The sequence below is a fragment of the Arthrobacter sp. zg-Y769 genome (genome assembly GCF_020907405.1).
GTDB lineage: Bacteria > Actinomycetota > Actinomycetes > Actinomycetales > Micrococcaceae > Arthrobacter_B.
Genome location: NZ_JAJJOE010000004.1, coordinates 265,392 through 289,986, shown reverse-complemented (window position 1 = coordinate 289,986; position 24,595 = coordinate 265,392). Strand labels below are relative to the sequence as shown.

Sequence of the window (24,595 nt, the reverse complement as noted above, 5' to 3'; positions counted from 1 at the left end):
CTGCCTCCCCCTTTTTCACGGCTAGCTCTGAAAAGAGGATCATGGGTGGAACGAAAGCTCCACCCATGATCCTCAGCGTCTTTCGCCGGTTACTTCTGCGCACCCTTGTCCTGCAGCCCACCGGCGAACATCTTGAACGGGGGCTGTCCGAGGAGGCGGCGTCCACTGATCTCCGCAAGCGATTCGAGACGCATGGCGCCGTGGGAGAGTATGACGCCGGCGTCGCGCGAGTAACGCTGGAGCGGATTGGACAGTGCCATACCCGACGAACCCAGGATGCGCAGGAGGAGGTCGATTGCGTCCTTCGCAAGCTGGCCGGCGAAGGCGAGATCCGTGCAGCCCTGCGCTTCCTCATCGCCGGTGTAGTCTTCCCCGCGAACCGCGAGATGGTCGATCTCGTCCGCATACTGGAGTACGGCCGCGCCCGCAACGCCGAGAAGCGCCTTTGCCTTCCCGGCTGCAACCTGGCTGGACGCCATTTCGGCGACCGTGTCATACGGCGGGCTGAACGGCTTCCGTTTCGGCGCGAGCTCCTGGAACACCTCCAAGGCCCCCTCGGCCATGCCGACCAGGGTGGCCATGTTCAATACCGTGGCGGTCATCATGGATGCGCGGGTCTTCGCCCGGTAGGCAAGACCCGCGAACCGTTCCGCCGCACTGTCCAGGTGCATCGGGAACTCTGCCATATCGATGAAGCGGTGGTCGGGCACGAACATCGGCTTCTTCGTGGTGACGGAGTTGGAGTCGGATGCCATCATGCCGGCCACATGCCAGTCATCAATCGGTTCAACGTCGGCCGGGTCCATCATGAAAAGCGCATGACCGCTGCGGTCTCCATCGACCCAGGCGGCACCGCCGAAGAGCCAGGCGGCGTCGTGATTCCCCGATACATAGGTCCATTTCCCCTCGATGCTCCATCCCCCTTCCACCCTGACCGCCTTGCCCGTCACGGCGGCGAACGTCGACCCCCCGGCGGCCAGGGGGCCGATGTGGCCCTGCTGACGGCTGTAGAGCTCGTCCACCAAGGGCTTCGGGAAGGTGCTGACCATGCGGAGGCTGGTGCCCACGAAGAAGGTCCAACTTGCAGCGGCGTCGCCTCGTCCAAGTGCCCGCGCAATCTCAGCGGTGTCACGAGCGCCCAGAGCGGATCCGCCGTACTCGATGGGGGCACAGGCGCGGTAGAGACCAAGTTCAGTAAAGGCCTCGACAATCTCCGTGCTGAGGCGGCCGCGGCGCTCGGCCTCGGGGGCGAGCTCCCGAATGCGGTGCTGGAGGGCGCGCACCCCGTCGGCGAGCCGTTTCCCCTCCGCACTGAGATATCTCGACGCCGGTGCATCCAGGGGGCTCGACCGCTCAGGGGGGAGCCCGGGACTCAGTTCGTTAGAGTGCTGGGGAATCGTGTCAGTCATATTATCTCCGTCCGTTGGGTGGCCTGTACTGTACGGATCAGTGCGCCCCTTGTCCATGCCCTCTTTCCGTACTGGTCCGTCCAGAGCATAAGATGGCGATGAGCGGCAACTCGCAGGTGCGAGTCGAGTCGGAGCGTAAACAGAGGAGAGCCGAATGCCACGGGCAAAACCAAGCGGCAGGCGCAGCAAGCGCGACGCGGTGCTCGACGCCGCTGTTGAACTGTTGTTGCTCAATGGGTATGACGGCACATCCATGGATGCGGTGGCGGCTCGGGCAGGAGTGTCCAAGACGACGGTCTATGCGCACTTCGCGGACAAGCTCGAGCTCTTCAAAGCTGTCCTGCAGCATGGAAGCATGGAGCTCGGGCAGCGGTTGCGCGAGCTTCGACAGCGCGACGGATCCGGAGAGGGGTCCGCTGAGGATCGGCTGGTGGGCGCGCTGGTCGCGGCGACCAGGGCCGGCACGGGTGCACAGGCGATCGCGTACTTCCGTGTGATGATCGCTGAGCACAACCGGCGGCGCGAGATCCAGGCAGCGTTCACGACCATTGCGATGCCTGACGTCTCGGACATCATTAGCATCATCGCGCAGCTGCTCGTTGATTATGGCTCCGAGCACGGCTTCGAAGTTGATCGGCCCGAGGCGCACGCCTCAATGCTCCTGCGGATGACGGTGTCCGGCATCGAGTTCGATGCACTGATCTCAGACTTCGACGTCTCCGACGAGCTGCTCGAAGCTCATGTTGACTACATTGTGCGTGTCTTCCTGCGCGGGCTGCGTCCGATTGCGGGGGAGCAGGACCTGGTGCTGAAGCCCGGCTACGACTATCCGTGGGGCCCGGCGCTGGGCTAGGGATGATTGTAGAAAGGGTGCGACGGTGAGCGATCCCGCTGAACGGCCTCGGCACAGCCGGCTCTCGCCGCACCGTGAGGCAGAGATCCTCGCCGAGACCCTTGGCCTCCTCGAGGAGGTCGGTTATGAAGGTCTGGCCATGCCCGCCGTGGCGAAACGCTCCAAATGCAGCACGGCGACGATCTATCGCCAGTGGCACGGCAAGCCGGGCCTGGTGATGGCCGCCCTCCGTTCACACTCCCAGCTGGGGGAGCCGGCCGATGTAGACACCGGCACGTTACGCGGCGATCTACTCGCCGTCATGGAGCAGATCGCCCATGTGGCTGAATCCGAGATGACGCTCCTCGCGGCCCTCGCCCACGCGTCGATGCGCGATGAGGCACTCGCGGAGACGATGCGTGAGCAGCTCTCGGCTCCCGCGGGTTCCCCGCTCGACCGCGCCATCGACCGCGCCGTCGAGCGGCGGGAAATCTCCGTCGATGCGACCGTTCGGCGGTACTGCCATCATGCGTTCTTATCCATGCCGCTTGCCAAACACCTGGCGGAGGGGACATTTCCGGACCGCGAGTACTTGGCCGGCTTTGTCGACACGATTCTGCTCCCGGTGCTCTCGCACCGCTGACACTTCACGCTCTCGCCCCGACGTCGCCCACGCGCCACATCGGCTCCGGCGGCAACCCCTCTACGAGCACGGGTCATCGGCGGCAAAACCATGCCGGAACCGACCGGCCAACCCACTGATCTCCTGCACCGGGAGCAGGCTGCGAATGTGACGGGGGTTGCGCTGCCTGTGGCGTGGCAGTAGCGTGGCCCTCGAGCTGATCGAAACGATGGCGTTTCGATGCGGTGTCTGCCCCTGACGCGACGCCGACAGCTGCAGAGAGGACCCGCACCATGGCTGGATTTACCGTCATCAATGGAATCGCAGAGATCAGTGATCCCGCGATTTATCAGAACTGGCTCGACAATGAGGAGTTCAAGGCGGCGGTCGCTGCCGATTCTTCGCCGGAACGCACAGCGGTCAAGCGCCTGCTTATCGACTTCGAAGCAGACATGGCCCGCATGGTCCGCGACGACAAGGTGCAGGAACAGGTCGTCGAGGTCATGACCAGATACGCCGCCGAAGACTACGTCCAGCACGATCCGAACGCCGCCGGTAACGGCCTCGAGAAGCTCATTGAACATTTCCGGCATGTGCCGGTCGTGGGTGAGATCCCGCCGCCGGTGGTTGGCGTCATCCTCGATGGCGAGGTTGCGTGCCTCATGATGCGAAAAGTCGTCCCCGATCCCGTCATTCCGGAGGCCTCCTACGACTGGAACATCCTCACCGTTTTTCGGGTGCACAACGGCAAGCTTGCCGAGCATTGGAGCACTTTCCGCAAAGCGGCCCCCGGCCAGGATCCGCTGGGGGACTGACCGATGCCCAAACTGCAGATCATTGTCGGCAGCACTCGCCCCGGCCGCCTCGCCGGACCCATAGCGCAGTGGGCCTTCGAGCGAGCGGTGGCGGATGGGAGATTCGAGGTAGAGCTCGTCGACATCGCGGAGTATGAACTGCCCGTCCTCGATGAACGCCACCACCCTGTCCTGGGACGCTACGAGCATGGGCACACGCAGCGGTGGGCCGCGAAAATCAGGGAAGCGGACGCGTTCATCTTCGTTTCACCGGAGTACAACTACGGGCCGTCGGCCGCCCTGCTGAATGCTTTCGACTACCTCGGGCGCGAGTGGACGTATGCTCCCGTCGCCTTCGTCAGCTACGGCGGCATCGCGGGAGGTCTCCGTGCAGTCCAGGTCATGAAACAGATCGTCACGACTGTTCGCATGATGCCGCTGCCGGACGGCGTCGTACTGCCGCTTGTTATGCAGAACTTTGAGGCCGGCAACTTCGTGCCGCCGCCTTCCGCCCAGGGTGCCGTCGCACCGATGCTGACGGAACTGCTGCGGTGGACGCATGCGCTGGGGCCGCTCCGTGCCGAAGGCCCGCCGCCCCCGACGATGCCGTCGGGCTCCCCGGCGCCCCGCCCCTGATCACGGAAGCCTCAAAGAAGAGAATGGATCCCTCGATGACAACATCACGCACACTGCCGCCGGCAGGTATCCCCAACGGAGAGCCGATCCTGCCGGACGGGCCTTCCGCCACCAGGGCGAAGTTTCCCGAGTCGCCGTACCTGAGTGATGAGGGTCGCCGAATGCGGGACGAGATTGTCCAGCTCCTCCCGTTGCTGCGCCAACAGGCCGCCGAGGGGGAAGCGCTCGGCGCACTGACTCCTGCCACCCTGGAGGCGGTGAATCGGGTCGGTGCCTTCAAAATCACGATCCCCACAGAGTTGGGCGGCTACGCACTCGGGGCTCGCGACACTGCGGAGGTAGTGCGGACACTCGGCCTGGGCGATGCGGCAGCCGCCTGGCTGGTAATCGTCTCGAGCGCGACCCGGAACATCCTTGGATTCGATGCGAAGCTCCGCGACGAAGTACTTGCGGGAATCGACGAATGGGTCGGTCCGCTCGTGTTCGGTGCGACCGTCTTCGCTCCGAAGGTCGGCGACGGCCGCAAGGTGGCCGGCGGCTACCAGGTGAAGGGCAAGTGGTCGTTCGGCAGCGGCAGCAAGCACGCTGCCTGGGGCTCCGTTGGTTTCGAGTATGACGACCCGGCAAGCGGCGAGCGGCGACGCGCAATGGCTGTCCTGTCCAGGGACCAGTACACGATCGTCGACGACTGGCATGTCATGGGGCTTCAGGCAACGAATTCGAACAGCATCCGGGCGGACGAGGAGATCTTCGTCCCCGACTACCGCGTCGTCCACACCGCTGACCTTCCGCGTCTGAGCGATTCACTTCGAGGCGCCTACTCGGGGTTGGGCTTCAAGCACGGAGCGTTCGGGATGATGATCGGCAGCAGCGGCGCGTTCGCCGCCTTGGCCATCGGGATCGCACAGGGGGCACTGGACTCGTTCCTGGCGCAGGCCGCGAAGCGTCCGCCGTTCAATCTGCCCTACCCGACTATGTCGGAAATGGCCTCGATCCAGATGGTCGCCGGCAAAGCGCGTGCGGCCATCAACGCGGCGGACGCCGTTCTCGCCCGGCACATGGACGAGGCCGATCGGCGGGCGCTCGCGGGAGAGGACTATCTGCCGTCGGAAGAGCCCGAGATCACCATGGACCTCGTCCACCTGATCCACCAGTGCCTTCATACTGTGGACGGACTCCTCCTCGCCCTGGGATCGTCGGCGGTTGCGCTCTCGAACCCGCTCCAGCGCGCGGTGCGGGAGATTCATGTCCTGGCCACGCATGGGGCGTTCCGGATCGATCCGATGGCCGAGATCAATGGCCGGGCGATGTTCGGTCTTGCACCTTTTCCGATGATGGCGGCGATAAGTTCGCCCGTCACTGCGCCCAAGGGCGGGCGTCCTCCGGCAGTTCCCCCGCGCCCGTAAGTCGTGTCCCGGGGGTTCGCCCTCGTGCCCCAGCAGGTGAAAGCGCAGGCGTCAAGGTCGACGCCGGCGACAACCGACCACAAGGAGTCCCGATGCAGAAAGATCATCCCGTTGTGCCGGCGTCGAGCGTTCCGCAGCCCGTGCCCCTGCTCGACGACGCAGCGAAAACCAGCTTTCGACAATACGCCGTCGACTTCCTGAAGGCCCCGGGCCGGGCCAAGGCGGCGCTGATCGGCAGTCTCCTGCTGGTCGCCGTGAGTCCTGCAGCCCTGGCTGCAATGACCCCCTTTATTGTTCCGGCCTACGCGATGAGCACAGGTACACCGCCGCAGGACGGGATACTTCTGTTCGTCAGCATTCCGCTGCTCGTCGGACCATTGTTCCTTCCCTTCCTCGGACGCTGGGTCGACCGCCACGGCGCCCGGACGGTCGCTTTGCCGTCCATCATTCTCTATGCGGTTTTTATGGCCTTGGTTCCGGTCGCCGGCACCACCCCATGGCTGCTCGGTGTGCTCCTTACCCTCACGGCCATCTGTGGCTTCAGCGCGAGCCTGGGGGTGGTATTCAAAGTCATCTCCGGGTGGTTCCCGGCGCATCGTGGTATTGGTTTCGGCCTCGTCGGCGTGACGTCCGGCATGATCGCAGCGATCTCATCTCCTCTGTTCCAGTGGCTTATTAATGGGAACGCCGCGCCCCGGACAGGTGGGGTGCCCCCGGCAGGCGAGGCGCCGGCGGGCGCCGAGCCCCCCGCAGACTCCGGAAGCGGCGGCCTGGTTCCACCTGGTGACACGGGCGGTGCGCCGATGCCTGCCGTCGACGCCGGGGTCTTCGCGGGGCTTGGCTGGGACGGCACCTACCTCGTCACCGCCATCGCGGTCGCCGTCATCGGAATCCCCACCGTGCTCTGGCTCATCTCCGAGCCCAAGGTCACTGCGCGCGTTCCTCTGCCCAAGGCAGTCGACGCTTCTCTTCCCGGGGTGCCGTTCCGGAAGGCGATTTTGACGCGACCGTGGATTCTACTCATCCTCTTCCTCGTCCTCGCTGGGACCGGGCCGATCGCGATGCGTCAGAACGCAGTGGATTTCTTCGGCCAGTCCGGTGTCAATCCCGCCGCCGTCTCGGTCTCGCTTTCGGTACTCGCCAGCACGTCAATCATTGGACTGCTTGCCGGGGGTACCACTCTTGACCGCACACGCCGCCCGTGGGTCGTAGCGCTGCTTCTCCTCGGCGCACCGCTAGGTCTCCTGCTCGCACTCGGTAACGGTGGTTCCCTGGTGCTCGTCTATCTCTCTATGGGACTGCTCGGCATCATCGCGGGCGTGGAGTCGGCCCTGGGCCCGGCGCTGATCGCCAAGTATTTCGGGATGAAGTCCTTCGCGGCACTCCAAGGCATGACGCTCGCGGTTACGGGAGTTGCGCTTGCGGCGTCCCCGTACCTCTTCAGTGCGCTTCAGGCAGCTACGGGAAGCTACGCCGCGCCGATGCTCGTACTCGTTGTGCTGGGGGTCATCGCGGTAGCGTGCGCCGCCCTTCTGCCGAAGTTCCCCGCCCCGTGGACGGGGCCTGCCGTTCATGACGAGAAAACGCTGGTCGAGCCCCGACCTACTGACTGAGTCCCCGTTACGTCACCCGCCTGGCGGACACCCGCCGGCATCCGTGACGCGAGCAGCCATCTCACCACTCTCTCTATCACCCACGTCCCATCACCAAGAAAAGGTTCCCCGTTATGTCCCCTCTGCTTACCGCCCCCCTCCCTGCCGAACTCCTGTCGAATGCCGAAGCACTGGTGCCCCTGCTGAGGGAGCGTGCGGCCGAGACCGAGGAGCTTCGCCGCCTCCCGGACGAAACGATCTCCGACTTCGAAAGGGCAGGCCTATTCAGCGCGATGCTCCCGGCCACGCTGGGCGGCTCCCAGATCGACCTCATCGAGTACGTGGACATCGTCCGGACCCTGTCCCGGGGCGACGCGTCGGCCGGGTGGGTCGGCGCGTTCCTCATGGCCCACAATCTCCTGCTCGCTCGTTACGGGGTGCAGGCACAGGCGGACTTCTTCCAGGGCGGCACGTACGCGCTGGCAGCAGCGGCGGCCACCCCTCCCGGAACGGCAGCGCCGACCGAGGGCGGCTACCTGGTCAGCGGTCGCTGGCGCTTCGCCTCCGCTGTGATGCACGCCCAATGGGTGATGGTCAGCGCCCTTTCTCCAACCGGGCCGCTCTCGGTGGCGGTGCCCATCGAGGACGTGACGGTGATCGACACGTGGCAGGTCCCCGGTATGAAGGGCACCGGGAGCAACGATGTAGAGGCACAGGACGTCTTCGTTCCCGCGCACCGAACGATTGAGTTCGCGTTGTTCTCCGCGGACTCGGAACGGGCTGCTGCGCTGCACCCCGGTTACCCGCTCGCTGCGTACCCCGTCAACCGCATTCTGCCTGTCATCCAGGCTGCAGTTGCGCTCGGCACCGCGGATGCGGCCTTGGAGCTGTTCCGCGGAAATGCCGGTAAGCGTGTCCGCATGCAGACCGGGCAGCGAATCGTGGACGAGCCCCTCGTGCGGTCGGCATACGCCCACGCGTGGGACCTGCTGCACGTCGCAGAGCTGCAAATGAGGGACGCACTCGAAATGACGGCTGCCATCTACGGGCCTGAGCGCTCGCAGGAGGCAAGCCTTGAGAATCGCGCCGTGATCAACCTGGGTCTCACCGGGGCGGGCACCAAGGCATTCGCTGCAGTGGACCTTGTGGTGCGCTCGTCGGGGGCCTCTATCTTCCGCACGGGTGACCCGCTGGAGCGCATCTGCAGGGACGTGCAGGTCGTCCGCAATCATGCGTCCGCAGATTTCATGACCATGAGCGCTGTTGCCGGCGGTGTCCTCCTCGGGCAGGATCTCGGCGACTTCCCCGAGCCCCTCTTTTAATCGACACCGCCCCTCCATCCCCTCCGTTACGAAAGGGCATCATGTCCGAACTCGCAGATATCACCCGCCGACTGGAGCGCCTCGAAGCTGTTCATGAAATCGAAAACCTCATGGGGCGCTATGCGTTCTACCACTCGGCCTACCGGGACGACCTGATTCCACCGCTGTTCGCGGACCGAGAGGACCTGGTCGTGGAGATGCCGTTCGGTACGTTCACCGGGCGGGATGCCGCACGGAGAGCGTGGGCGCCGCCCCCCATGAAGGGGCCCTCGCGCGATCTGACCGGTGAGTACGTTGAGCACCTGCTCACGACTCCGGTGGTGGAAGTTGCCCGGGACGGGCGCACCGCTCGGGCGGCATGGATCTCACCGGGCGCCGAGGCGCATCACCTCGGCTGGGTTGAAGGCAACCCGCTTCGGGCGCTTTGGTACTGGGGACGTTACTCGGCGGATTTCGTCCGTGAAGACGATGCCTGGCGGCTCTGGCACTTCCGGCTCTCGGCCACCTTCATCACGGACTACAGCGCCAGCTTCACGGATGCCGCTGCGCAGCTGATCCCGCCTCTGCCGCCCTACGACGAGAACGGGCCGGATGCTCCGCCCCGCGGGCAGGTGCCGTACTCACCGGCCTGGGACCCCCGTGAGCTCCCGTTCGCCCCGGAGCCGTACGACACGTTCCCCGGGCCGCCGCAGTAAACCCATTGCGCTTACCTGCACTACACCGTACAGTACGACTATGAATCTCAATGAGGAGGTACCGGTGGATACGCACGCAGAAGTTTCCGTTGATCCGCAGGCATTCCGTGCAGCTATGGGAGCCGTCGCCACGCCCGTCTCCATCGTGACGACCACTCTCGGTGTCCCGCATGGGACAACGGTCAGTGCGTTCGCGTCGTTGTCGCTCGATCCGCCGATGGTCCTCGTGTCGCTTCAACACGACTCGGACCTGCTCGAGTTGATCACGCGGTCCGGGCGGTTTGGTCTCAACGTCCTCGCCTTCGACCAGGCGGGGATCGCCTCGACCTTCGCAAGGCGTGGGCTCGATCGGTTCGCTGGCGTGAATTGGGTGATGGATCAGGGATTGCCGCGTATTGCCGGCATCGCGTCGTGGGCAGCGTGCCAGGTCGTGGACCTGGTGCGGGCCGGGGATCACACGATCGTGACGGGTCTCGTCGGTGCTGCGGACAGCTTCGATGTTGCCGGCCTCGTTTACCAGCACCGCCGGTTCGGTCACTTCACTCCGGTGGAGCCAGCGGCCTGAGGGCCGTCCCTACCAAACCGACCCGTAATTACAGCAATGAATCGGCTGCAGCGCAGCCGCCGAGTAAAGGAACAATGATGTCCCAGTCCGTCTACGCCACCACGCCGAAACCGCGCCCTATCCGGGCCCCGAAGCTCCACCACGCGACCTTCATGACCATGGAGATCGACCCCATGGTGAAGTTCTACGAGGCAGTCTGCGGCTTGCAGCCGATCTTCTACTCGGAGAACGCCGCCTGGCTGGTCAACGATGAGGCGAACCACCGCATCGCGCTTCTCCGGATCCCCGGCACGGTCCCGCCGGTGGACAAACCCCACTCGGCCGGGATCCACCACACGGCGTTCGAGTACCCCGACTTCGACTCGTGGCTGGACAACTACGTCCGCCTGCGCGACCAGGACATCCTTCCCGCCTTCAACATGGACCACGGCATGACGATGTCCATGTACTACACAGACCCGGACGGGAACGGCATCGAGATCCAGGTGGACAACTTCCATGACTGGGGCAAGTCGAGCGAGTGGATGTGGGCATCACGCGAGTTCGCGGAGGACCAGCTCGGACCGCAGTTCGACCCGGACAAGCTGGTTGCCGCACGCGAGGCGGGGATGGACCACGACGAGATCCACCGCCGAGCGTATGCCGGCGAGTTCCGTCCCGCCGTCGAAGTGCCCAACCCGTCATTCCCTGACCGCTGGGCCGAGAAGATCGCGGCGAACCCCGAGCTCCTGCGCGGAGTTCCCTTCCCGCTCGCAGCGGAGGCCTGATAAATGCGCATCGCCAACCTGAACGGCCGCGCTTCCCTCGTTACCGAGGGGGGAGCAGTCGACGTAGCGAAAGCCTCCGGCGGCGCTTTCGGGCCCGACCCGATGGATGTGTACGAGCGCTGGAGTGACTTCGTTGCCTGGGCTGCGGCGGCGACCCTGCCGGCGGCTGTGCCCTTCGAACCGGCCGATCTCGGCATCCCGGTCCCGAGGCCTCCGCAGGTGCTCGCCATCGGCGTGAACTACAAGGACCACGCCGCGGAGGCGAACATCCCGGCACCTGAAGACCTGATCGTCTTCACGAAGTTCCAATCCTGCCTCGCAGCCCCCAACGCGCAGGTCGAACTGCCGAGCGACGACGTCGATTACGAAACCGAGATTGTCGTGGTTATCGGTAAGGGAGGCCGCAGGATCCCGAAGGCCGATGCGTGGCAGCACGTGGCCGGCATCGCCGTCGGGCAGGATTACTCGGAACGCACGGTGCAGCGCCGTCCCCCCGTACCGCAGTTCTCGATGGGCAAGTCGTTCCCGAATTTCGGACCGTTCGGACCGTTCGTGGTCACCCCGGACGAATTCCCGGACCGTGACTCCATCTCCTTCCACGCGGTGCTCGAGCGCCCGGGCGAAGAGACGATTACCCTTCAGGACGGTGACACGGATCAGCTCTTCTTCCCGATTGACGAGAGCATCCACCGGCTCTCGCAGATCGTGACGCTGCTGCCCGGGGACATCATCTTCACGGGCACGCCCGCGGGTGTGGGACTCTCGCGCGGGATCCTGATGCGGCCGGGCTATCGCCTCACCAGCACCCTCGACGGCTTCGGCTCGTTTACGAACGAGTTCACCGCGGCACCGTGACCGAGACGTCTGCGGCGCCCGAGGTCACCTGGGCTCCGACCGAGGAGAGTATCCGGCAGACCCAGCTGTGGTCCCTCCGTGAGCTGGCCCTGGAACGCCACGGCGTGCTCCTCGACGACTACCCTGCCTTCTGGCGGTGGTCGGTCGAGGAGCCCGGGGCATTCTGGGATCTCGTACGTGAGCATGCAGGCCTGATAGGCGACGGGCTGGTGGGACCTGCCCTTGCGGAGCGCCGCATGCCCGGTGCGGTCTGGTACCCGCAGGCGCGGCTGAACTATGCCGAGAATGTCCTGCGGCATGCGGACACAAGGTCGGACGAGGTGGCGATCGTCGGACTGGCCGAGGACGGGCGCATCGAGTGGACCTGGGCCGGTCTCCGTGATCGTGTCGCGGCCCTCGCCGCCCGCCTCCGCGGCCTCGGCGTCGAGCAGGGCGATGTCGTCGCGGGTATCTTTCCGAATATCCCCGAGGCGATCGCTGCGATGCTCGCGACCGCATCCCTCGGCGCCATCTGGTCGGTGTGCTCACCCGACTTCGCTAAACCCGCCATCGTCGACAGGCTCGCACCGCTCGAGCCCCGCGTGCTGTTGGGTTTCTCCGGCTACACGTTCAAGGGCCGCGCGGTCGACTCCCGGCCACTGGTCGATTCGGTCGGCTCCGCGCTGCCCACGGTGACCGACGTCGTGTACCTCGACGGCCTCGATGCCTTGCCGCCTGCACCCGCGGACTACCGGCGCCTCCCGTTTGACCACCCCTTGTGGGTTCTCTTCTCCTCCGGAACCACCGGCATACCGAAGGGGATCGTGCACGGACACGGCGGAATGCTGCTGGAATCCGCCAAGGGAATCGGGCTGCAGTTCGACCTCGGTCCGGGTGATCGCTACTTCACCGCCGCGAACACCTCCTGGATGGTGTGGAACACTCTTCCGAACACGCTCAGCGTCGGGGCATCCGTGGTCACTTTCCCCGGTGCGTCCATGTGGCCGGATGCCGACCGCCAGTTCGCCCTCGTTGCTCAGACGCAGGCGACGATGCTCGCGACCGGTGCCGCATATCTCGCCCTCGTGGAGAAGTCCGGGCTGCGCCCGGGGGATCGTCACGACCTCTCGTGCCTGGACACGATCATGTCGACGGGATCGGTTCTCGCCCCCTCGACCTGGCGCTGGGTCCACGCGGCGGTCAAGGCCGATGTCCACCTCTCAAGCGATTCCGGCGGCACCGATATCTGCAGCGGTTTCATCGGGGGCAACCCCTGGCAGCGCGTGCACCTCGGCGAACTGCAGGGGCCGACGCTGGGAACTCCCGTCCAGGTCCGCGCCGAGGGCGGCCGCGAGGCGGCGGACGACGAAGTGGGCGAGCTCGTGCTGACCGGGCCGATGCCGTCGATGCCGGTCCGCTTCTGGGGCGATGAGGATGGCGCCAAGTACCACGCGGCGTACTTCGAGGCAGATCCCTCCGTCTGGACGCACGGCGACTGGATCAGCCGCACCCCGCGCGGGGGTGTGGTGGTGCACGGAAGATCCGACGCGACGCTCAACCGCGACGGCGTGCGGCTCGGAAGCGCCGAGATCTACGCCGCGCTGCAGACTCTGGACGAGGTGCGTAACGGCGTCGTTCTGGGGATCGAAATGCCGGGCGGGCGGTACTGGATGCCGCTGTTCGTCGAACTGGCCGACGGCGTCGACCTCAGCGACGACCTGGTGGCACGGATCCGGACCGCGATCCGCTCCCGGGCCACGGCACGGCATGTTCCCGATGCGATCGAGGCAGCGCCGGGCATCCCCGTCACGTACTCCGGCAAGCGGATCGAGGTGCCCTTGAAGAAGGTGTTCCTGGGGTATGACCAGGCCAAGGCGGTCAACCGCGGATCGCTGCAGAACCCAGGCACGGTCGACTGGTTCGTCCAGCGTGCCCGAGTGTTCAACGAACAGAACGGAATCGAAGCAAAATGAGCGACAACGATGTCGATGTGCTTGTTGTGGGACAGGGTGTGGTGGGGCAACTGACCTCCCTCTACCTTGCACAGCGCGGGTACCGGGTGCTGGCCGTTGAGCAGCACCGTGAACCGTATTCTCTGCCGCGGGCGGTCCACTACGACCCGGACGTCAACCGCTTCCTGGCCGGAGTAGGCCTGGATGCGGAGGAGCAGGCCAGGTTCAGCGAGCCTGCCCTGAGCTACGACTGGCTGACTGCCGATCGGAAGCTCCTGCTGACCTTCCCGGCGCCCCTCGACGGGCCGCAGGGCTGGCCGGAGTCCACGATGTTCGCCCAGCCCGACCTCGAAGCCGCGCTGCGGCGGCACCAGGAGGTGGCCGAAGGGCTCGAGATTCGCTGGGGAACCGCTCTTACCGGGTTTGACCAGGATGCCGAGGGGGTGTCGGCGGTCATCGACGGACCTGCCGGCGGGGCCACGGTCCGGGCCAAGTTCCTCGTGGGATGCGACGGCGCCAACTCGGCCGTGCGGGAACTCGCCGGTCTGGCGATGACGGATCTGGACTTCAGTTCGGACTGGCTGGTGATGGATCTCCAGATGGCCGAGCGTGAATGGACGCCCGAGAACGGCCAGATCTGCGACCCCCTGCGTCCGACATCTGTCGTCTCCGGCGGTCCTGGCCGGCGTCGCTTCGAATTCATGCTGATGCCCGGCGAGGACGCTGCGGCATTCACCAGCACGGAGAACGCCTGGGGACTCGTCGCTCCCTGGGAGGTCACTCCCGAGAACGCGGACCTCGAGCGCCTGGCGATGTACACGTTCAACGCGCGGTGCGTCACCGAATGGAGCCGCGGGCGCGTGTTCGTCGCCGGCGACGCCGCGCACCAGATGCCGCCTTTCTTCGGGCGGGGCATGGTGTCGGGGGTCCGCGATGTCGCGAACCTCGTGTGGAAGATTGACCACGTGCTCAGCGGGCTCGCGCCGCTCAGCCTGCTCGACACCTATGGGAGCGAGCGGGGTGCACACGTGCAGCATGCGCTGATGATGTCACTCGAACTCGGGCGGATGATCTGCGAGACCGACCCCGCCAAGGTCGAGGCGCGGGACGCCCACTTCCTCAGTACCGGGCCGTTCCCCTGGAATGCACTTCCCCCCATGCCGCCGGAGATCCTCGGGCCGGGCTTCTTCCCCGGCGGTGCGCCCGGGGCCGATCCGGTGGCCGGCCGAATCGGCGTGCAGGGACGGTTGCGCGGCCTCGACGGCAGCGAGACAGCCGCAGACCAAATTACCTGGGGTGAGTTCGTGGCCTTCGTCGACGGGCGCGTGGTGGGCGAGGACGAAGCGGAGCGTATCCGCGCGGCCAAACCCGCCGGATTCCCGTGCAAGGTCATCGAGGTCATGCCCCCCGATACCGCGGCCCGTAACCGGCACAGCGGCAGTGACGTCGACGGCCGATACGGTGAGGTCTTCGATACGGCCGTGGCCGTCGTCTACCGTCCCGACTTCCACGGGTTCGCCTCTGCAAAGACCGTCGACGACGCCATCCACCTCATGTCCGCCCTTGAATCGGCCCAGCTACGGGAGTCCGCATGACCACTCTTACCGACGACGACGCCGTCATCGTCTCCATCGCCCGTACCGCCATCGGCCGTGCCCGCAAGGGCGGTCTGGCCGATGTGCGCGGCGATGAACTCGCGCGCCAGGTCTTCGCCGGCGTCATCGACCGTGTACCTGGGTTGTCAATCGACGACGTCGACGACCTGATGCTCGGCACGGCGGCCCCCGACGGTGAACAGGGGTTCAACATGGCCCGCGTCGTGGCAACGCTGCTCAACTACGACACGCTGCCGGGCACAACCGTGAACCGCTTCTGCGCGTCCTCGATCCAAACCACCCGGATGGCCTTCCACGCCATTAAGGCCGGCGAAGGGGATGCGTTCCTTGTTGGAGGCACCGAGTCGACATCCCACGCGGCCCCGCCGGCCGGGGCGGGCAATGCCGCGTTCGACGCAGCTGCAGAACGCACGGCACAGGCGATGCTGTCGGGGGCGCCGTGGCATGACCCACGCGCCGACGGCGGGATGCCGGACGCCTATATCCAAATGGGTCACACGGCCGAGTATGTGGCGCGGCTGACCGGCGTCAGCCGCGCGGAGCAGGACGCATTTGCTGCACGCTCGCAGCGTCTGGCGGGGGAAGCGCAGGCCAGCGGCTACCTGGCGCGGGAGATCGTTCCCGTGGTGCGGTCGGACGGGTCGATCTTCGATCAGGATGACTCGCTCCGTCCGGGAACCACGGCGGAGGCCCTGGCCGAGCTTAAGCCCGTGTTCTCGCCCGTCGGAACGGTCACGGCCGGCAATGCCTGCCCGCTCAATGACGGTGCATCCGCCGCAGTGGTCGTCTCCGGGCGGTATGCGAAGGCGCACGGTCTGCAGCCACTGGCACGCATCGTCTCTACCGCTGTCTCGGGTCTGTCGCCGGAGATCATGGGGCTCGGACCAGTGGAATCGTCGCGGCGGGCGCTTCGTCGGGCCGGCCTGACCATCGCTGACCTCGACCTGATCGAGATCAATGAGGCATTCGCCGTCCAGGTCGTTGCTTCTGCGAGGGAGCTCGGGATCGACGTGGACCGTCAGCTCAACACGCACGGCGGGGCGATCGCCATCGGGCATCCGTTCGGTGCGACCGGTACCCGCCTCATCGGTACGCTGATCAACGGCCTGTCGACTGAGGACAAGACGCTTGGCATGGCCACGCTGTGCGTGGGCGGCGGGCAGGGAATGGCAATCGTGCTGGAACGCCTCAGCTGATCGGCAGAACGGAAAGCGGCCGGGTGAATTGTTCACCCGGCCGCTTTTTGGTGTTCCTGCGTGGCTAGAACTCGTCCTCGTCGACGAACGTGGCATAGGGCTCGGGCGCGTGCACGAGTTCCTTGGGATCCCACGACGGGGTGTACTCGACCTGGAATCGCGGAGCGCTGTCCGGTCCGCCGTTGCCGATCGGGGCGGGGGGACGGGGGAGGCTGCCGTCCGTGAAGCTCTTGTAGTAGTCGGCCACGAACGTGAGGGAGTTCCGGTACTTCCAGATCTTCCAGGCGCCGTCCTCCTTGCGGAAGACCAGATGGTAGCGACCCCAGTACCAGAACCCGTGGAGGGGATTGCCCTCAACCCAACCGAGGTGGTGCGCCTCGGCGCCCGGCGTGATCCACGCTGCCTTCGCCGTTTCGAGGTCATCGGCAACCTCAATGACGGGCGTGGACAAGAGGTGCTCGACGTACTCACCGCTGAGGTCGCGGGGCGGCAGGCCCTCATCGAGAGCGCCGACGAAGCAGCGCTGCGCGGCGTCGGAACCGGTGTAGCGGCCGAAGGGGAGCTCGATCACGGTGTCGGGCCGTGTGCTGAAGTAGGGCACAATCGGCTCGTTCGCGTACGCGGAGTGGAGGAATTCAATCCTTCCCATGATGTTCGAGATCTCGATGTAGGCCTCGGTTCGGGAAATCCGGCGTTCAAGTGCAGCAATGTCGGTCATGCGGTCTTCCTTTTCAGTTGGTGGAGGTCGGTCGGATCGACTTAGAACATGGGCTCGGCGTAGTCGCCGATGCCAACACCGAGCAGCGCTCCGCCGGCAACCGATGCCATGGTCTCGAAGTCGACTGCGGCGTGGTTGCGCATGACCTGCGTGTCGCGGACGATCCGTTCCAGAGGGTCCCCGGTGCGGAAGATGGAGGCGCCGGCTGCCCGTACTACTAGGTCGATGGCCTGGAAAGCTTTCTGCCCGGATCCGGTTAGCCCCAGATTGATGCGGGCGCGATCTGCGAGCGTCGCGGGACCGGTCGAGTGCCTGCCGTAAACCCGGTCAGTGTGCGCAAGTGCGTCGTGCAACTGGAGACCCGCGACCTGTACGAGGTCCCATGCCTTGCCGTAGGTCTGGCGGGTGATCGGTTCGTCGATCTGCTTCTGCCGCGTCTGCATCCGGACCCGCTTACCGAGACCGGCCGCGAACAGCTCGAGGGCTGCGTCTGCGGTGCCGATCGCGACGGCGGAATGGATGAGGTTGAGCGTGCGGTTCATGGGGTAGCCGATGAGCGGGTATTCAGTCAGTGCCGCACCCTCGTTGTGCTCCGACGAGTACTTGGGGAAGGGAACCGTGCGGTGGCGGGGAACGAAGAGTCCCTCTACCTTGATGTCGTTGGAGCCCGTCGCCTTCATTCCGGGGACGTGCCAGGTGTCGACAATCTCGGTCTCACTGACGGGTACCACAACGCTGAGAGGGCCATCGGGGGACATTGCACTGAGCGCGGCCCACTCGGCGTGCAGAACACCGGAACCGAAGCGCCAGGTGCCGGAGAGGTTATATCCGCCCTCCACAGGGGTTGCGGCTCCGGGCGGGCCCGCAGCTGCGACGGTCAGGCCGTACGGTTTTTCCGCGAAGAACTCGCCCTGTGCCTCGGCGCCGTAGCGATAGAGGAGGGTTGAGTGCGAGATGAGGAATGCGGCGATCCAGCCAGCAGAGGCGTCACCCCGCGAGAGGACGCGGACGAGGTCGGCGAACTCGCTGAGGCCGAGTGCGGAGCCTCCATGTTCGGCGGGCACCATCGCTGTGAAGAACCCGGCTGATTTGTAATCTTCGATGGTCTCATCGGGCTGCCGTCGGAGGTTTTCGGCCTCGGATGCGCGCTCCCGCAACAGCGGGACCAGCTTTTCCGCGCGGGCGATGAGCTCGCTTGCTGTGGGGGCGGTCGTTGTCGTCATCGACATCGGTATACCTCTCGTGGGTGACGTGATAACCGGAACTATACTGTACGTACCAGTTCAGTAGTGCACAATCATCGGCTGGCACTGAGTGTTGGGCATTGATCTTCGTCCAGCGGCATACCGAGCAGGCGGGACCTCCCGCCGGATTTCCCGGCTCCAGGCGATGGGCGTGGTCCCTGTGGATGCGCGGCAGCGGTGGCGGAGCGCCTCAAACCCCGACCGGGCTTAGCCCCGAATCGCGTTTACTGAGCAGATAACGGGCTCATCGGCGCCGGGTAAGCCCGTCATCTGCTCACTAGATTCCGGGTAGCCCGGTTATCTGCTCAGTAGATTCCGGGTAAGCCCGTCATCTGCTCACTAGATTCCGGTCCGGACGTTACCGGCGAGGGGGCATCTGCTGCACTATGAACTGCCCAGGAGCCCTCGATTCCGGCAGAGCGTCCAGCCCGTGGTGCAGCTGTTGCTGCTGGGACAACGGCAGTCGCAACAGTCACAGCGGGTGGGAAAACCTGCTCAAGCTGGCCCGAAGTCGCCACCTTCTGTACAGCAAATGCGCTCTGGAGGCCTCCTAGACGGCATCAGCTGTACAGAAGGCGGAGGCAGAAGCCCGCCAGACGGCATCAGTTGTACAGAAGGCGGGGACAGGGGCCCGCCAGGCAGCATCAGCTGTACAGAAGGCGGGGCCGGTCCGCGATAGCACTCCGCAAGACAGCATCAGCTGTACAGAAGGCGGAGGCAGAGGCCTCCCAGGCAGCAGCATCAGCTGTACAGAAGGCGACAGCCCCGAAAGCCCACCCCGGAACACCCCGCCAGCACCCCGGCAAAGCTGCAGGCAAACCGCGCGCCGGACCGTTCCGAAAGCATCACGTTGTTCCGGTTGGGGCCATTTCGGCGCTTAATGTGAAGGAGGTAACGGTAAGGTTGCTTGGTAGTTTTCGCCCGGATACCAAACCCCGGACACCAAACCCCGGGCGGCGACAAGAAGCATACGTAACCAGAGTTAAGAGGTCTTGATGTGTGGGAATTCGTAGCGGACCGGTATCAGCAGATCCTGTTCGCCGGATGGCAGCACTTCAGCCTAGTGATCCAGTGCCTGGTCCTGGCCACGGTCATTGCCGTGGTCATCGCGGCCTTGGTGTACCGCAGCAAAACCCTCAGCGGAGTGGCCAACGGCGTCTCCGCGGTCGGACTGACGCTGCCGTCCTTCGCCCTGATCGGCCTGCTGATCGCCCCCTTCGGGTTCGGCGCCGTGCCGGCAGTGATCGTGGTGGCCTTCTACGCCACCCTGCCCATCCTGCGTAACGCCGTGGTGGGACTGGCCGGGATTTCCCCGACCGTCGTCGAATCCGCCCGCGGCGTCGGCATGGGCCGGATGCGCACGCTGCTGCGCATTGAACTGCCGCTTGCCTGGCCGGTCATCCTGGCCGGTGTCCGGGTGTCCGCCCAGATGGTGATGGGTATTGCCGCCATTGCGGCCTACGCCCTCGGCCCGGGGCTGGGCGGCTTCATCTTCACCGGCCTGTCCCGCCTGGGCGGCGCCAACTCCCTCGAGTCCGTGGTGGTCGGCGTCGTCGGCGTCATCCTGCTGGCCCTGATCCTTGACCTTCTCCTGGTCGGCCTCGGCCGGCTCACAACCCCGCGAGGTATCCGTGTCTGAGACTGTTTCCCCCTCCACCGGCGCACAAGCCACCGCCACCGGCATCCTGCTCGAAGACGTGACCAAGCGCTACCCCGGGCAGGACAAACCGGCGGTCGGCGGATTGACCATGGAAATCCCGCGGGGCAGCATCGTGATGCTGGTCGGCCCGTCGGGCTGCGGCAAAACCACCACGCTGAAAATGATCAACCGGCTCATCGAGCCCACCAGCGGGCGGATCATCCTCGACGGCGAAGACGTCACCGGGATCGACGGCGACCAGCTGCGCCGCGGCATCGGCTACGTCATCCAGGCCGGCGGCCTCTTTCCGCACATGACCGTGGCGGCGAACATCGCCGTCGTGCCCAAGATGCTCAACTGGGACAAGGACCGCATCCAGGCCCGGGTGGACGAACTGCTCGAACTCGTCTCCCTGGACCCGGCCCTCTACCGGGACCGCTACCCGAAGGAGCTTTCCGGCGGGCAGCAGCAGCGCGTGGGGGTGGCCCGTGCGCTGGCCGCCGATCCGCCCGTGCTGCTGATGGATGAACCGTTCGGCGCCGTGGACCCCATCACCCGCCAGCGACTGCAGGACGAACTGCTGCACATCCAGTCCGAACTGCACAAAACCATCGTCTGCGTGACCCATGACTTCGACGAAGCGGTGAAGCTGGGGGACTGGATCGCCATCTTCGATGAGGGCGCCCAGCTGGTGCAGTATGACTCCCCGGAACGCATCCTGGCCAACCCCGCCAACGAGTTCGTGGAAAACTTCATCGGCTCCGGCGCCGGCCTGAAACAGCTCACCCTCACCCGGGTGAACGAGGTGGAGCTGACGAGGCCGATCACGGCGGACATCGGCGGCCTGGCCAGCGATACCCTTTCCCGGTTGCAGGGCGCCGGCGAGCAGAACGCCGTGGTCCTGGACGAACGCGAACGGCCCATCCAGTGGCTCTCCCGCCGTCAGCTCAGCCGGCTGGACCGGCACACCGACATCGTTGATCCCAAGCTTCCGGTGATCAGCGAGCAGTCCACGCTCAACGACGCCCTGGACACCATGCTGGTCTCCAGCACCGGCGCCGCGCTTGTCACGGGACCCCGCGACAGATTCCTCGGAACGGTCACCGTCCAGACCGTGATGGAGGCGATCACGGCAGCGAACGACGCCGCGCAGCTGGGTTCCTCCAGCGCACCGGTGGGCATTAACAGCGGTGGCATCCAGCGCGGCAACGGGACCGAAGCCCAGGCCCCCGTGAAGGATGACGCCGGTGCTGCCGCCGGCCAGGGCACCCGATGACCGCCGTCCCCACGGCCGCCCAGGCCCGGGCCGAAGCGGAAACCGGTGCCGGCCCGACGTCGTGGCGCCCGCTGCTGCTGCAGCTGGCAGGTATCGCGGTGGCCTTCGGGCTGCTGATGCTCTGGCTGACCACCGCCGAGCTCAGCGTCACCGAGCGCACCACCCTGGACCCCGCAGCCCTCTGGGACTACACCGTGCAGCACCTGCTGCTCACCGGCATATCCGCAGTGATTGTGCTGGTGGTCGCCATTCCGCTGGGTGTCCTGCTGACGCGTGGACGGATGCGCCGCTTCACCGGACCGATCATGGCGGTGGCCAACATCGGCCAGGCCGCGCCTGCCATCGGGCTGCTGGTGCTGCTGGCCTTCTGGGTCGGCTTCGGCTTCTGGGCCGCCATCGGCGCCCTGGTGGTCTACGCCCTGCTGCCGGTCATGCGGAACACCATGGTGGGCCTGCAGCAGGTGGACCCGCGCATCGTGGAGGCCGGCCGCGGCGTCGGCATGAGCAACGCCCAGGTGCTGTTCCGGCTGGAGCTGCCGCTTGCGGTACCGGTGATGCTCTCCGGTGTCCGGACCGCCCTGGTGCTCCTGGTCGGCACGGCCACCCTGGCCACCTTCGTCAACGGCGGAGGGCTGGGCATCCTCATCACCACCGGCGTGAACCTGAACCTGACCACCGTGCTGGTTGCCGGTGCCCTGCTGGTGGCGCTGCTGGCCCTGGTGGTCGACTGGATCGGCCGCCTGGTCGAGCACATCGCCCGGCCGAAGGGACTCTGATGAAAAAGCAGCCGAACATCCGGATCCGTCTGGCCGCCACCGGTGCCGCCGCCGTCGGACTGTTGCTTTCGGGCTGCGGACTGCAGCCTGCCGCCTCCTACGTGCCGGAGGCGGACCCCGGGCTGATCCAGCCGGTCGAGGGACTGCCCGACGACGCGAAACTCACCGTCACCAGCAAGAACTTCACCGAACAGCTCATCCTGGGCAAGATCGCCGTGCTGGCCACCAAGGTAGCCGGTTTCGATGTCACCGACCTGACCAACGTGCCCGGCAGCCAGCCGGCGCGGGAGCTACTGCTGTCCGGGCAGGCAGGCATGACCTGGGAATACACCGGCACCGGGTGGATCGCCTACCTGGGCCAGAGTGAAGGCATTCCCGACAAGCAGGAACAGTGGCAGGCCGTGCATGACGCCGACCTGGCCAACGGCGTCACCTGGGGGGATCCGGCGCCGCTGAACAACACCTACGCCTTCGCCATCCGCAGTGAAGCCGCCGAGAAGCTGGGGGTGGACAGCATCTCCGACATCGCTGCCCTGCCGGTGGGGGAACGCACCTTTTGCCTGGAGGCGGAATTCAACTCCCGCCCTGACGGCATGAACCCGATGCTGGAGAAGTACGGCATCCCGCGCGGGTCCCCGAACGGCGTGCCGGACGCCAACGTGGGGATCTATGACACGGGTGCCGTGTATTCGGCCACCGACGCCGGGGAGTGCAACTTCGGCGAGGTCTTTGCCACGGACGGGCGGATCGATTCGCTCGAACTGACCGTGCTCGAGGACGACCTCGCCTACTTCCCCGCCTACAACGCGGCCCCGGTCTTCAACACGGAGGCACTGGAGGAGTATCCCGAGCTGGTGGACATCTTCGCGCAGGTATCTCCGTTGCTTACCGACGAGGAACTGCGCAAGATGAACCTTGCCGTGGATGTCAACGGCCAGGAACCCGCCGACGTCGCGTTCGACTGGATGGTTGAGAAGGGCCTGATCACCGCTCCCGAGTGAGGTGGACACCGTGCAGCTGCCAGCCATCCTCGACGCCGGCCGTGTCGACGACGCCGCCGACCTGCTGCGCCGCTACTACACGCAGAAGCTGACCTCGGGGCACGTGCGGACCGGGGCACGGTTCGACACCTGGGCCGGCGGCGGGGACTCCCCGGGGGCTGCCAACCGGATCACCGCCGATGATTTGGTGGCGCTGGCGCTCCTGGGGGAGGACGTCAAGGGCCCGGCGGTGGTGGGCCTGCTCGAAACCAAGGCGCCGGAGATCGGCGAGCTGCTGGAACTGATCCCGGTCACCCTGGAACTGGCGGATGTCACCGGCGTCGAATACTTTCACGTGCTCGGTAAGGAAAGCCCGGCGTGGCTGCTCTGGGACATTTTCCGCGGTTACCGGGGTGGCCAGTGGAGGATGGGCGCCTCGAAAACCAGCAAGCTGCTGGCCCGCAAGCGGCCGAAACTGATTCCGATCTGGGATCCCCTGGTGGCCCGCAGCATCGGGGCGGGCAGCTCCCTCACACAGTGGGAGGAATGGCATGCACTGCTGACCGCCAATGACCGGGAACTGGTCCGGTGCCTGGACGCCGTCCAGGACCGGGCGGCACTGCCGGCGCGGGTGTCCACCCTGCGCGCCATGGACGTGGTGCTGTGGATGGACGCGAAGCGGCGCGGTTTCCGGTCCGCGCCGGGCGACGGCGACTGAGCCTGAAGGAGCAGGGCGCGGACTTCACGGAGGGCGGCGGGGAGAAGACAGCTCCCGCCGTAAATTCAGGGGTAGGGTGCTTGAAGCAAATCAACTGGCCTGGGGGCTTTAGTAATGCAAGCAGAGATTGATCCGGCCGAGCCGCGGAAAGCGAATCGACGCGGCAGGCGGAAGGGCACGGCTAAGGAGCATCCGGCGACCAACCTGATGATCGGCGCTTTTCTCCTGATCGTGGGAATCGTTTTCGGAGTCATTGACCTTGGGGACGCACGGGAGGACCACCGTCTGATGGCCGACGGGGTGCGCACCCAGGGCGTCGTCACGGAGGTGGACTTCGAGCGGATGCGCAAGAGGAGCATGCGGAAAGTCATCTCCGTTGCGTACGACGTTGAAAGCGGACGCACCCATTCCACGAGTTATAGCGAGCGGTACCGCCGCAAGAAGGAAGGATCCACTTCAGACGTCTACTGGGAGATGGTCGGCAGCAAAGTGCCGCTTTTCTACGACCCTGCCCATCCCGGCAAAGCCGTTGTAGAGGGCGACGAACGCTCATTTTCCGGAGCGTCACTGCGCGGAGGGGGCGCTGTACTAATGAGCACCATGTTCCTGGTCCCGGCGATACGGGGCTTTAGGAAAAAACGAAAGGCAGCAGCATCAGAAAGTACTCCTGCAGCAGCCGAGGAAGCCGCCACTAGTTCCGGTACGTAAACACGGTCAGCCCGCCGGTGGCGAAATGGGGAATGTCAGCGTTGGCCGCCTGCCCCTCGGCCGTGGTCAGGGCCTCCTGCATGGCCGGCTCATCGTCGAAATCGGCTTCAAACAGCGCGAAATACGGCGGTGTACCCGCGGATGAGCCCAGCTCCTGCGAGGCCCGGAGCGCGCGGATCCCGGGAATGTTGCGCACGAGCGGCAGGTGCACGCTGCGGTAGTGCCGGCGGAAGGCGCCGGGATCCCGGGGATGGCCGAACAGGACAACGAGGGTGTGCATGCCGGACAACGTAGCGCG

The 24,595-nt window shown here is 65.8% G+C and carries 24 protein-coding genes; 20 read left to right on the top strand and 4 right to left on the bottom strand.

Features of this window, described 5'->3' with window-relative positions; translation table 11 throughout:
- Positions 1-89: 89 nt before the first annotated feature.
- Positions 90-1,409: an acyl-CoA dehydrogenase family protein gene (locus LOC60_RS03575; protein WP_230022095.1), complete on the bottom strand. Its 1,320-nt coding sequence runs from the start codon at positions 1,407-1,409 to the stop codon at positions 90-92.
- 154 nt (positions 1,410-1,563) lie between these two features.
- Between LOC60_RS03575 and LOC60_RS03570 the strand changes: the two genes are divergently transcribed.
- From LOC60_RS03570 to LOC60_RS03505, 14 genes are all read left to right on the top strand, one after another.
- Positions 1,564-2,262 (top strand): TetR/AcrR family transcriptional regulator, encoded by a 699-nt coding sequence (locus LOC60_RS03570; RefSeq protein ID WP_230022092.1) that lies wholly within the window; start codon positions 1,564-1,566, stop codon positions 2,260-2,262.
- A gap of 25 nt (positions 2,263-2,287) precedes the next feature.
- On the top strand, positions 2,288-2,884 hold the full coding sequence (locus tag LOC60_RS03565; protein WP_230022089.1) for a TetR/AcrR family transcriptional regulator: 597 nt from the start codon (positions 2,288-2,290) through the stop codon (positions 2,882-2,884).
- Between the two features lie 272 nt (positions 2,885-3,156).
- Positions 3,157-3,678: a nuclear transport factor 2 family protein gene (locus tag LOC60_RS03560; RefSeq protein WP_230022086.1), complete on the top strand. Its 522-nt coding sequence runs from the start codon at positions 3,157-3,159 to the stop codon at positions 3,676-3,678.
- A gap of 3 nt (positions 3,679-3,681) precedes the next feature.
- Positions 3,682-4,293, top strand: coding sequence for an NADPH-dependent FMN reductase (locus LOC60_RS03555; RefSeq protein ID WP_230022083.1), 612 nt, complete (start codon positions 3,682-3,684; stop codon positions 4,291-4,293).
- Positions 4,294-4,328: 35 nt separating this feature from the next.
- Entirely contained in the window at positions 4,329-5,699 is a 1,371-nt protein-coding gene (locus tag LOC60_RS03550; protein ID WP_230022080.1) for a hypothetical protein, read from the top strand.
- Positions 5,700-5,791: 92 nt separating this feature from the next.
- Complete coding sequence (locus LOC60_RS03545) at positions 5,792-7,312, top strand: MFS transporter (protein WP_230022077.1); 1,521 nt, start codon at positions 5,792-5,794, stop codon at positions 7,310-7,312.
- Positions 7,313-7,425: 113 nt separating this feature from the next.
- On the top strand, positions 7,426-8,613 hold the full coding sequence (locus LOC60_RS03540; RefSeq protein WP_230022074.1) for an acyl-CoA dehydrogenase family protein: 1,188 nt from the start codon (positions 7,426-7,428) through the stop codon (positions 8,611-8,613).
- A 41-nt stretch (positions 8,614-8,654) separates the two neighbouring features.
- Positions 8,655-9,308, top strand: coding sequence for a nuclear transport factor 2 family protein (locus tag LOC60_RS03535; protein WP_230022073.1), 654 nt, complete (start codon positions 8,655-8,657; stop codon positions 9,306-9,308).
- Positions 9,309-9,348: 40 nt separating this feature from the next.
- On the top strand, positions 9,349-9,873 hold the full coding sequence (locus LOC60_RS03530; RefSeq protein ID WP_230022071.1) for a flavin reductase family protein: 525 nt from the start codon (positions 9,349-9,351) through the stop codon (positions 9,871-9,873).
- Between the two features lie 74 nt (positions 9,874-9,947).
- On the top strand, positions 9,948-10,640 hold the full coding sequence (locus LOC60_RS03525) for a VOC family protein (RefSeq protein ID WP_230022069.1): 693 nt from the start codon (positions 9,948-9,950) through the stop codon (positions 10,638-10,640).
- A 3-nt stretch (positions 10,641-10,643) separates the two neighbouring features.
- Positions 10,644-11,495 (top strand): fumarylacetoacetate hydrolase family protein, encoded by an 852-nt coding sequence (locus LOC60_RS03520; protein WP_230022063.1) that lies wholly within the window; start codon positions 10,644-10,646, stop codon positions 11,493-11,495.
- Positions 11,492-13,447, top strand: coding sequence for an acetoacetate--CoA ligase (locus LOC60_RS03515; protein ID WP_230022060.1), 1,956 nt, complete (start codon positions 11,492-11,494; stop codon positions 13,445-13,447). Before LOC60_RS03520 ends, LOC60_RS03515 begins: the two co-directional genes overlap by 4 nt.
- Positions 13,444-15,021, top strand: coding sequence for a bifunctional 3-(3-hydroxy-phenyl)propionate/3-hydroxycinnamic acid hydroxylase (locus LOC60_RS03510; protein ID WP_230022058.1), 1,578 nt, complete (start codon positions 13,444-13,446; stop codon positions 15,019-15,021). Before LOC60_RS03515 ends, LOC60_RS03510 begins: the two co-directional genes overlap by 4 nt.
- On the top strand, positions 15,018-16,238 hold the full coding sequence (locus LOC60_RS03505; protein ID WP_230022052.1) for an acetyl-CoA C-acetyltransferase: 1,221 nt from the start codon (positions 15,018-15,020) through the stop codon (positions 16,236-16,238). Before LOC60_RS03510 ends, LOC60_RS03505 begins: the two co-directional genes overlap by 4 nt.
- 64 nt (positions 16,239-16,302) lie before the next feature.
- Here the strand turns inward: LOC60_RS03505 and LOC60_RS03500 are convergent, their stop codons facing one another.
- Positions 16,303-16,956 carry a nuclear transport factor 2 family protein gene (locus LOC60_RS03500; protein WP_229950596.1) on the bottom strand — a complete coding sequence of 218 codons (654 nt, stop codon included), beginning with the start codon at positions 16,954-16,956 and terminating at the stop codon, positions 16,303-16,305.
- Between the two features lie 41 nt (positions 16,957-16,997).
- Positions 16,998-18,179 (bottom strand): acyl-CoA dehydrogenase family protein, encoded by a 1,182-nt coding sequence (locus LOC60_RS03495; RefSeq protein ID WP_230022050.1) that lies wholly within the window; start codon positions 18,177-18,179, stop codon positions 16,998-17,000.
- Positions 18,180-19,197: 1,018 nt separating this feature from the next.
- On the opposite strand from LOC60_RS03495, the gene LOC60_RS03490 reads away from it, so the two are divergent.
- From LOC60_RS03490 to LOC60_RS03465, 6 genes are all read left to right on the top strand, one after another.
- On the top strand, positions 19,198-19,839 hold the full coding sequence (locus tag LOC60_RS03490; RefSeq protein WP_230022048.1) for an ABC transporter permease: 642 nt from the start codon (positions 19,198-19,200) through the stop codon (positions 19,837-19,839).
- Complete coding sequence (locus LOC60_RS03485; RefSeq protein WP_230022046.1) at positions 19,832-21,115, top strand: ATP-binding cassette domain-containing protein; 1,284 nt, start codon at positions 19,832-19,834, stop codon at positions 21,113-21,115. The genes LOC60_RS03490 and LOC60_RS03485 overlap by 8 nt, the downstream gene beginning before the upstream one ends.
- Positions 21,112-21,891 (top strand): ABC transporter permease, encoded by a 780-nt coding sequence (locus LOC60_RS03480; RefSeq protein WP_442860367.1) that lies wholly within the window; start codon positions 21,112-21,114, stop codon positions 21,889-21,891. The genes LOC60_RS03485 and LOC60_RS03480 overlap by 4 nt, the downstream gene beginning before the upstream one ends.
- Positions 21,891-22,892, top strand: coding sequence for a glycine betaine ABC transporter substrate-binding protein (locus LOC60_RS03475; RefSeq protein WP_230022043.1), 1,002 nt, complete (start codon positions 21,891-21,893; stop codon positions 22,890-22,892). Before LOC60_RS03480 ends, LOC60_RS03475 begins: the two co-directional genes overlap by 1 nt.
- Positions 22,893-22,902: 10 nt before the next feature.
- Positions 22,903-23,589: a DUF6308 family protein gene (locus LOC60_RS03470; RefSeq protein ID WP_230022040.1), complete on the top strand. Its 687-nt coding sequence runs from the start codon at positions 22,903-22,905 to the stop codon at positions 23,587-23,589.
- A gap of 114 nt (positions 23,590-23,703) precedes the next feature.
- Complete coding sequence (locus LOC60_RS03465) at positions 23,704-24,297, top strand: DUF3592 domain-containing protein (RefSeq protein WP_230022038.1); 594 nt, start codon at positions 23,704-23,706, stop codon at positions 24,295-24,297.
- Here LOC60_RS03465 and LOC60_RS03460 read toward each other — a convergent pair.
- Positions 24,281-24,577 (bottom strand): EthD family reductase, encoded by a 297-nt coding sequence (locus tag LOC60_RS03460; protein ID WP_230022035.1) that lies wholly within the window; start codon positions 24,575-24,577, stop codon positions 24,281-24,283. The two genes, LOC60_RS03465 and LOC60_RS03460, sit on opposite strands and share 17 nt — an antisense overlap.
- Between the last annotated feature and the right edge of the window lie 18 nt (positions 24,578-24,595).

Coding starts and splice junctions, on each gene's coding strand:
- LOC60_RS03465 (WP_230022038.1), top strand. CDS start 23,704: ATGCAAGCAGAGATTGATCCGGCCGAGCCGCGGAAAGCGAATCGACGC.
- LOC60_RS03535 (WP_230022073.1), top strand. CDS start 8,655: ATGTCCGAACTCGCAGATATCACCCGCCGACTGGAGCGCCTCGAAGCT.
- LOC60_RS03460 (WP_230022035.1), bottom strand. CDS start 24,577: ATGCACACCCTCGTTGTCCTGTTCGGCCATCCCCGGGATCCCGGCGCC.
- LOC60_RS03575 (WP_230022095.1), bottom strand. CDS start 1,409: ATGACTGACACGATTCCCCAGCACTCTAACGAACTGAGTCCCGGGCTC.
- LOC60_RS03475 (WP_230022043.1), top strand. CDS start 21,891: ATGAAAAAGCAGCCGAACATCCGGATCCGTCTGGCCGCCACCGGTGCC.
- LOC60_RS03495 (WP_230022050.1), bottom strand. CDS start 18,179: ATGACGACAACGACCGCCCCCACAGCAAGCGAGCTCATCGCCCGCGCG.
- LOC60_RS03540 (WP_230022074.1), top strand. CDS start 7,426: ATGTCCCCTCTGCTTACCGCCCCCCTCCCTGCCGAACTCCTGTCGAAT.
- LOC60_RS03560 (WP_230022086.1), top strand. CDS start 3,157: ATGGCTGGATTTACCGTCATCAATGGAATCGCAGAGATCAGTGATCCC.
- LOC60_RS03545 (WP_230022077.1), top strand. CDS start 5,792: ATGCAGAAAGATCATCCCGTTGTGCCGGCGTCGAGCGTTCCGCAGCCC.
- LOC60_RS03500 (WP_229950596.1), bottom strand. CDS start 16,956: ATGACCGACATTGCTGCACTTGAACGCCGGATTTCCCGAACCGAGGCC.
- LOC60_RS03555 (WP_230022083.1), top strand. CDS start 3,682: ATGCCCAAACTGCAGATCATTGTCGGCAGCACTCGCCCCGGCCGCCTC.
- LOC60_RS03550 (WP_230022080.1), top strand. CDS start 4,329: ATGACAACATCACGCACACTGCCGCCGGCAGGTATCCCCAACGGAGAG.
- LOC60_RS03510 (WP_230022058.1), top strand. CDS start 13,444: ATGAGCGACAACGATGTCGATGTGCTTGTTGTGGGACAGGGTGTGGTG.
- LOC60_RS03525 (WP_230022069.1), top strand. CDS start 9,948: ATGATGTCCCAGTCCGTCTACGCCACCACGCCGAAACCGCGCCCTATC.
- LOC60_RS03570 (WP_230022092.1), top strand. CDS start 1,564: ATGCCACGGGCAAAACCAAGCGGCAGGCGCAGCAAGCGCGACGCGGTG.
- LOC60_RS03480 (WP_442860367.1), top strand. CDS start 21,112: ATGACCGCCGTCCCCACGGCCGCCCAGGCCCGGGCCGAAGCGGAAACC.
- LOC60_RS03520 (WP_230022063.1), top strand. CDS start 10,644: ATGCGCATCGCCAACCTGAACGGCCGCGCTTCCCTCGTTACCGAGGGG.
- LOC60_RS03530 (WP_230022071.1), top strand. CDS start 9,349: ATGAATCTCAATGAGGAGGTACCGGTGGATACGCACGCAGAAGTTTCC.
- LOC60_RS03505 (WP_230022052.1), top strand. CDS start 15,018: ATGACCACTCTTACCGACGACGACGCCGTCATCGTCTCCATCGCCCGT.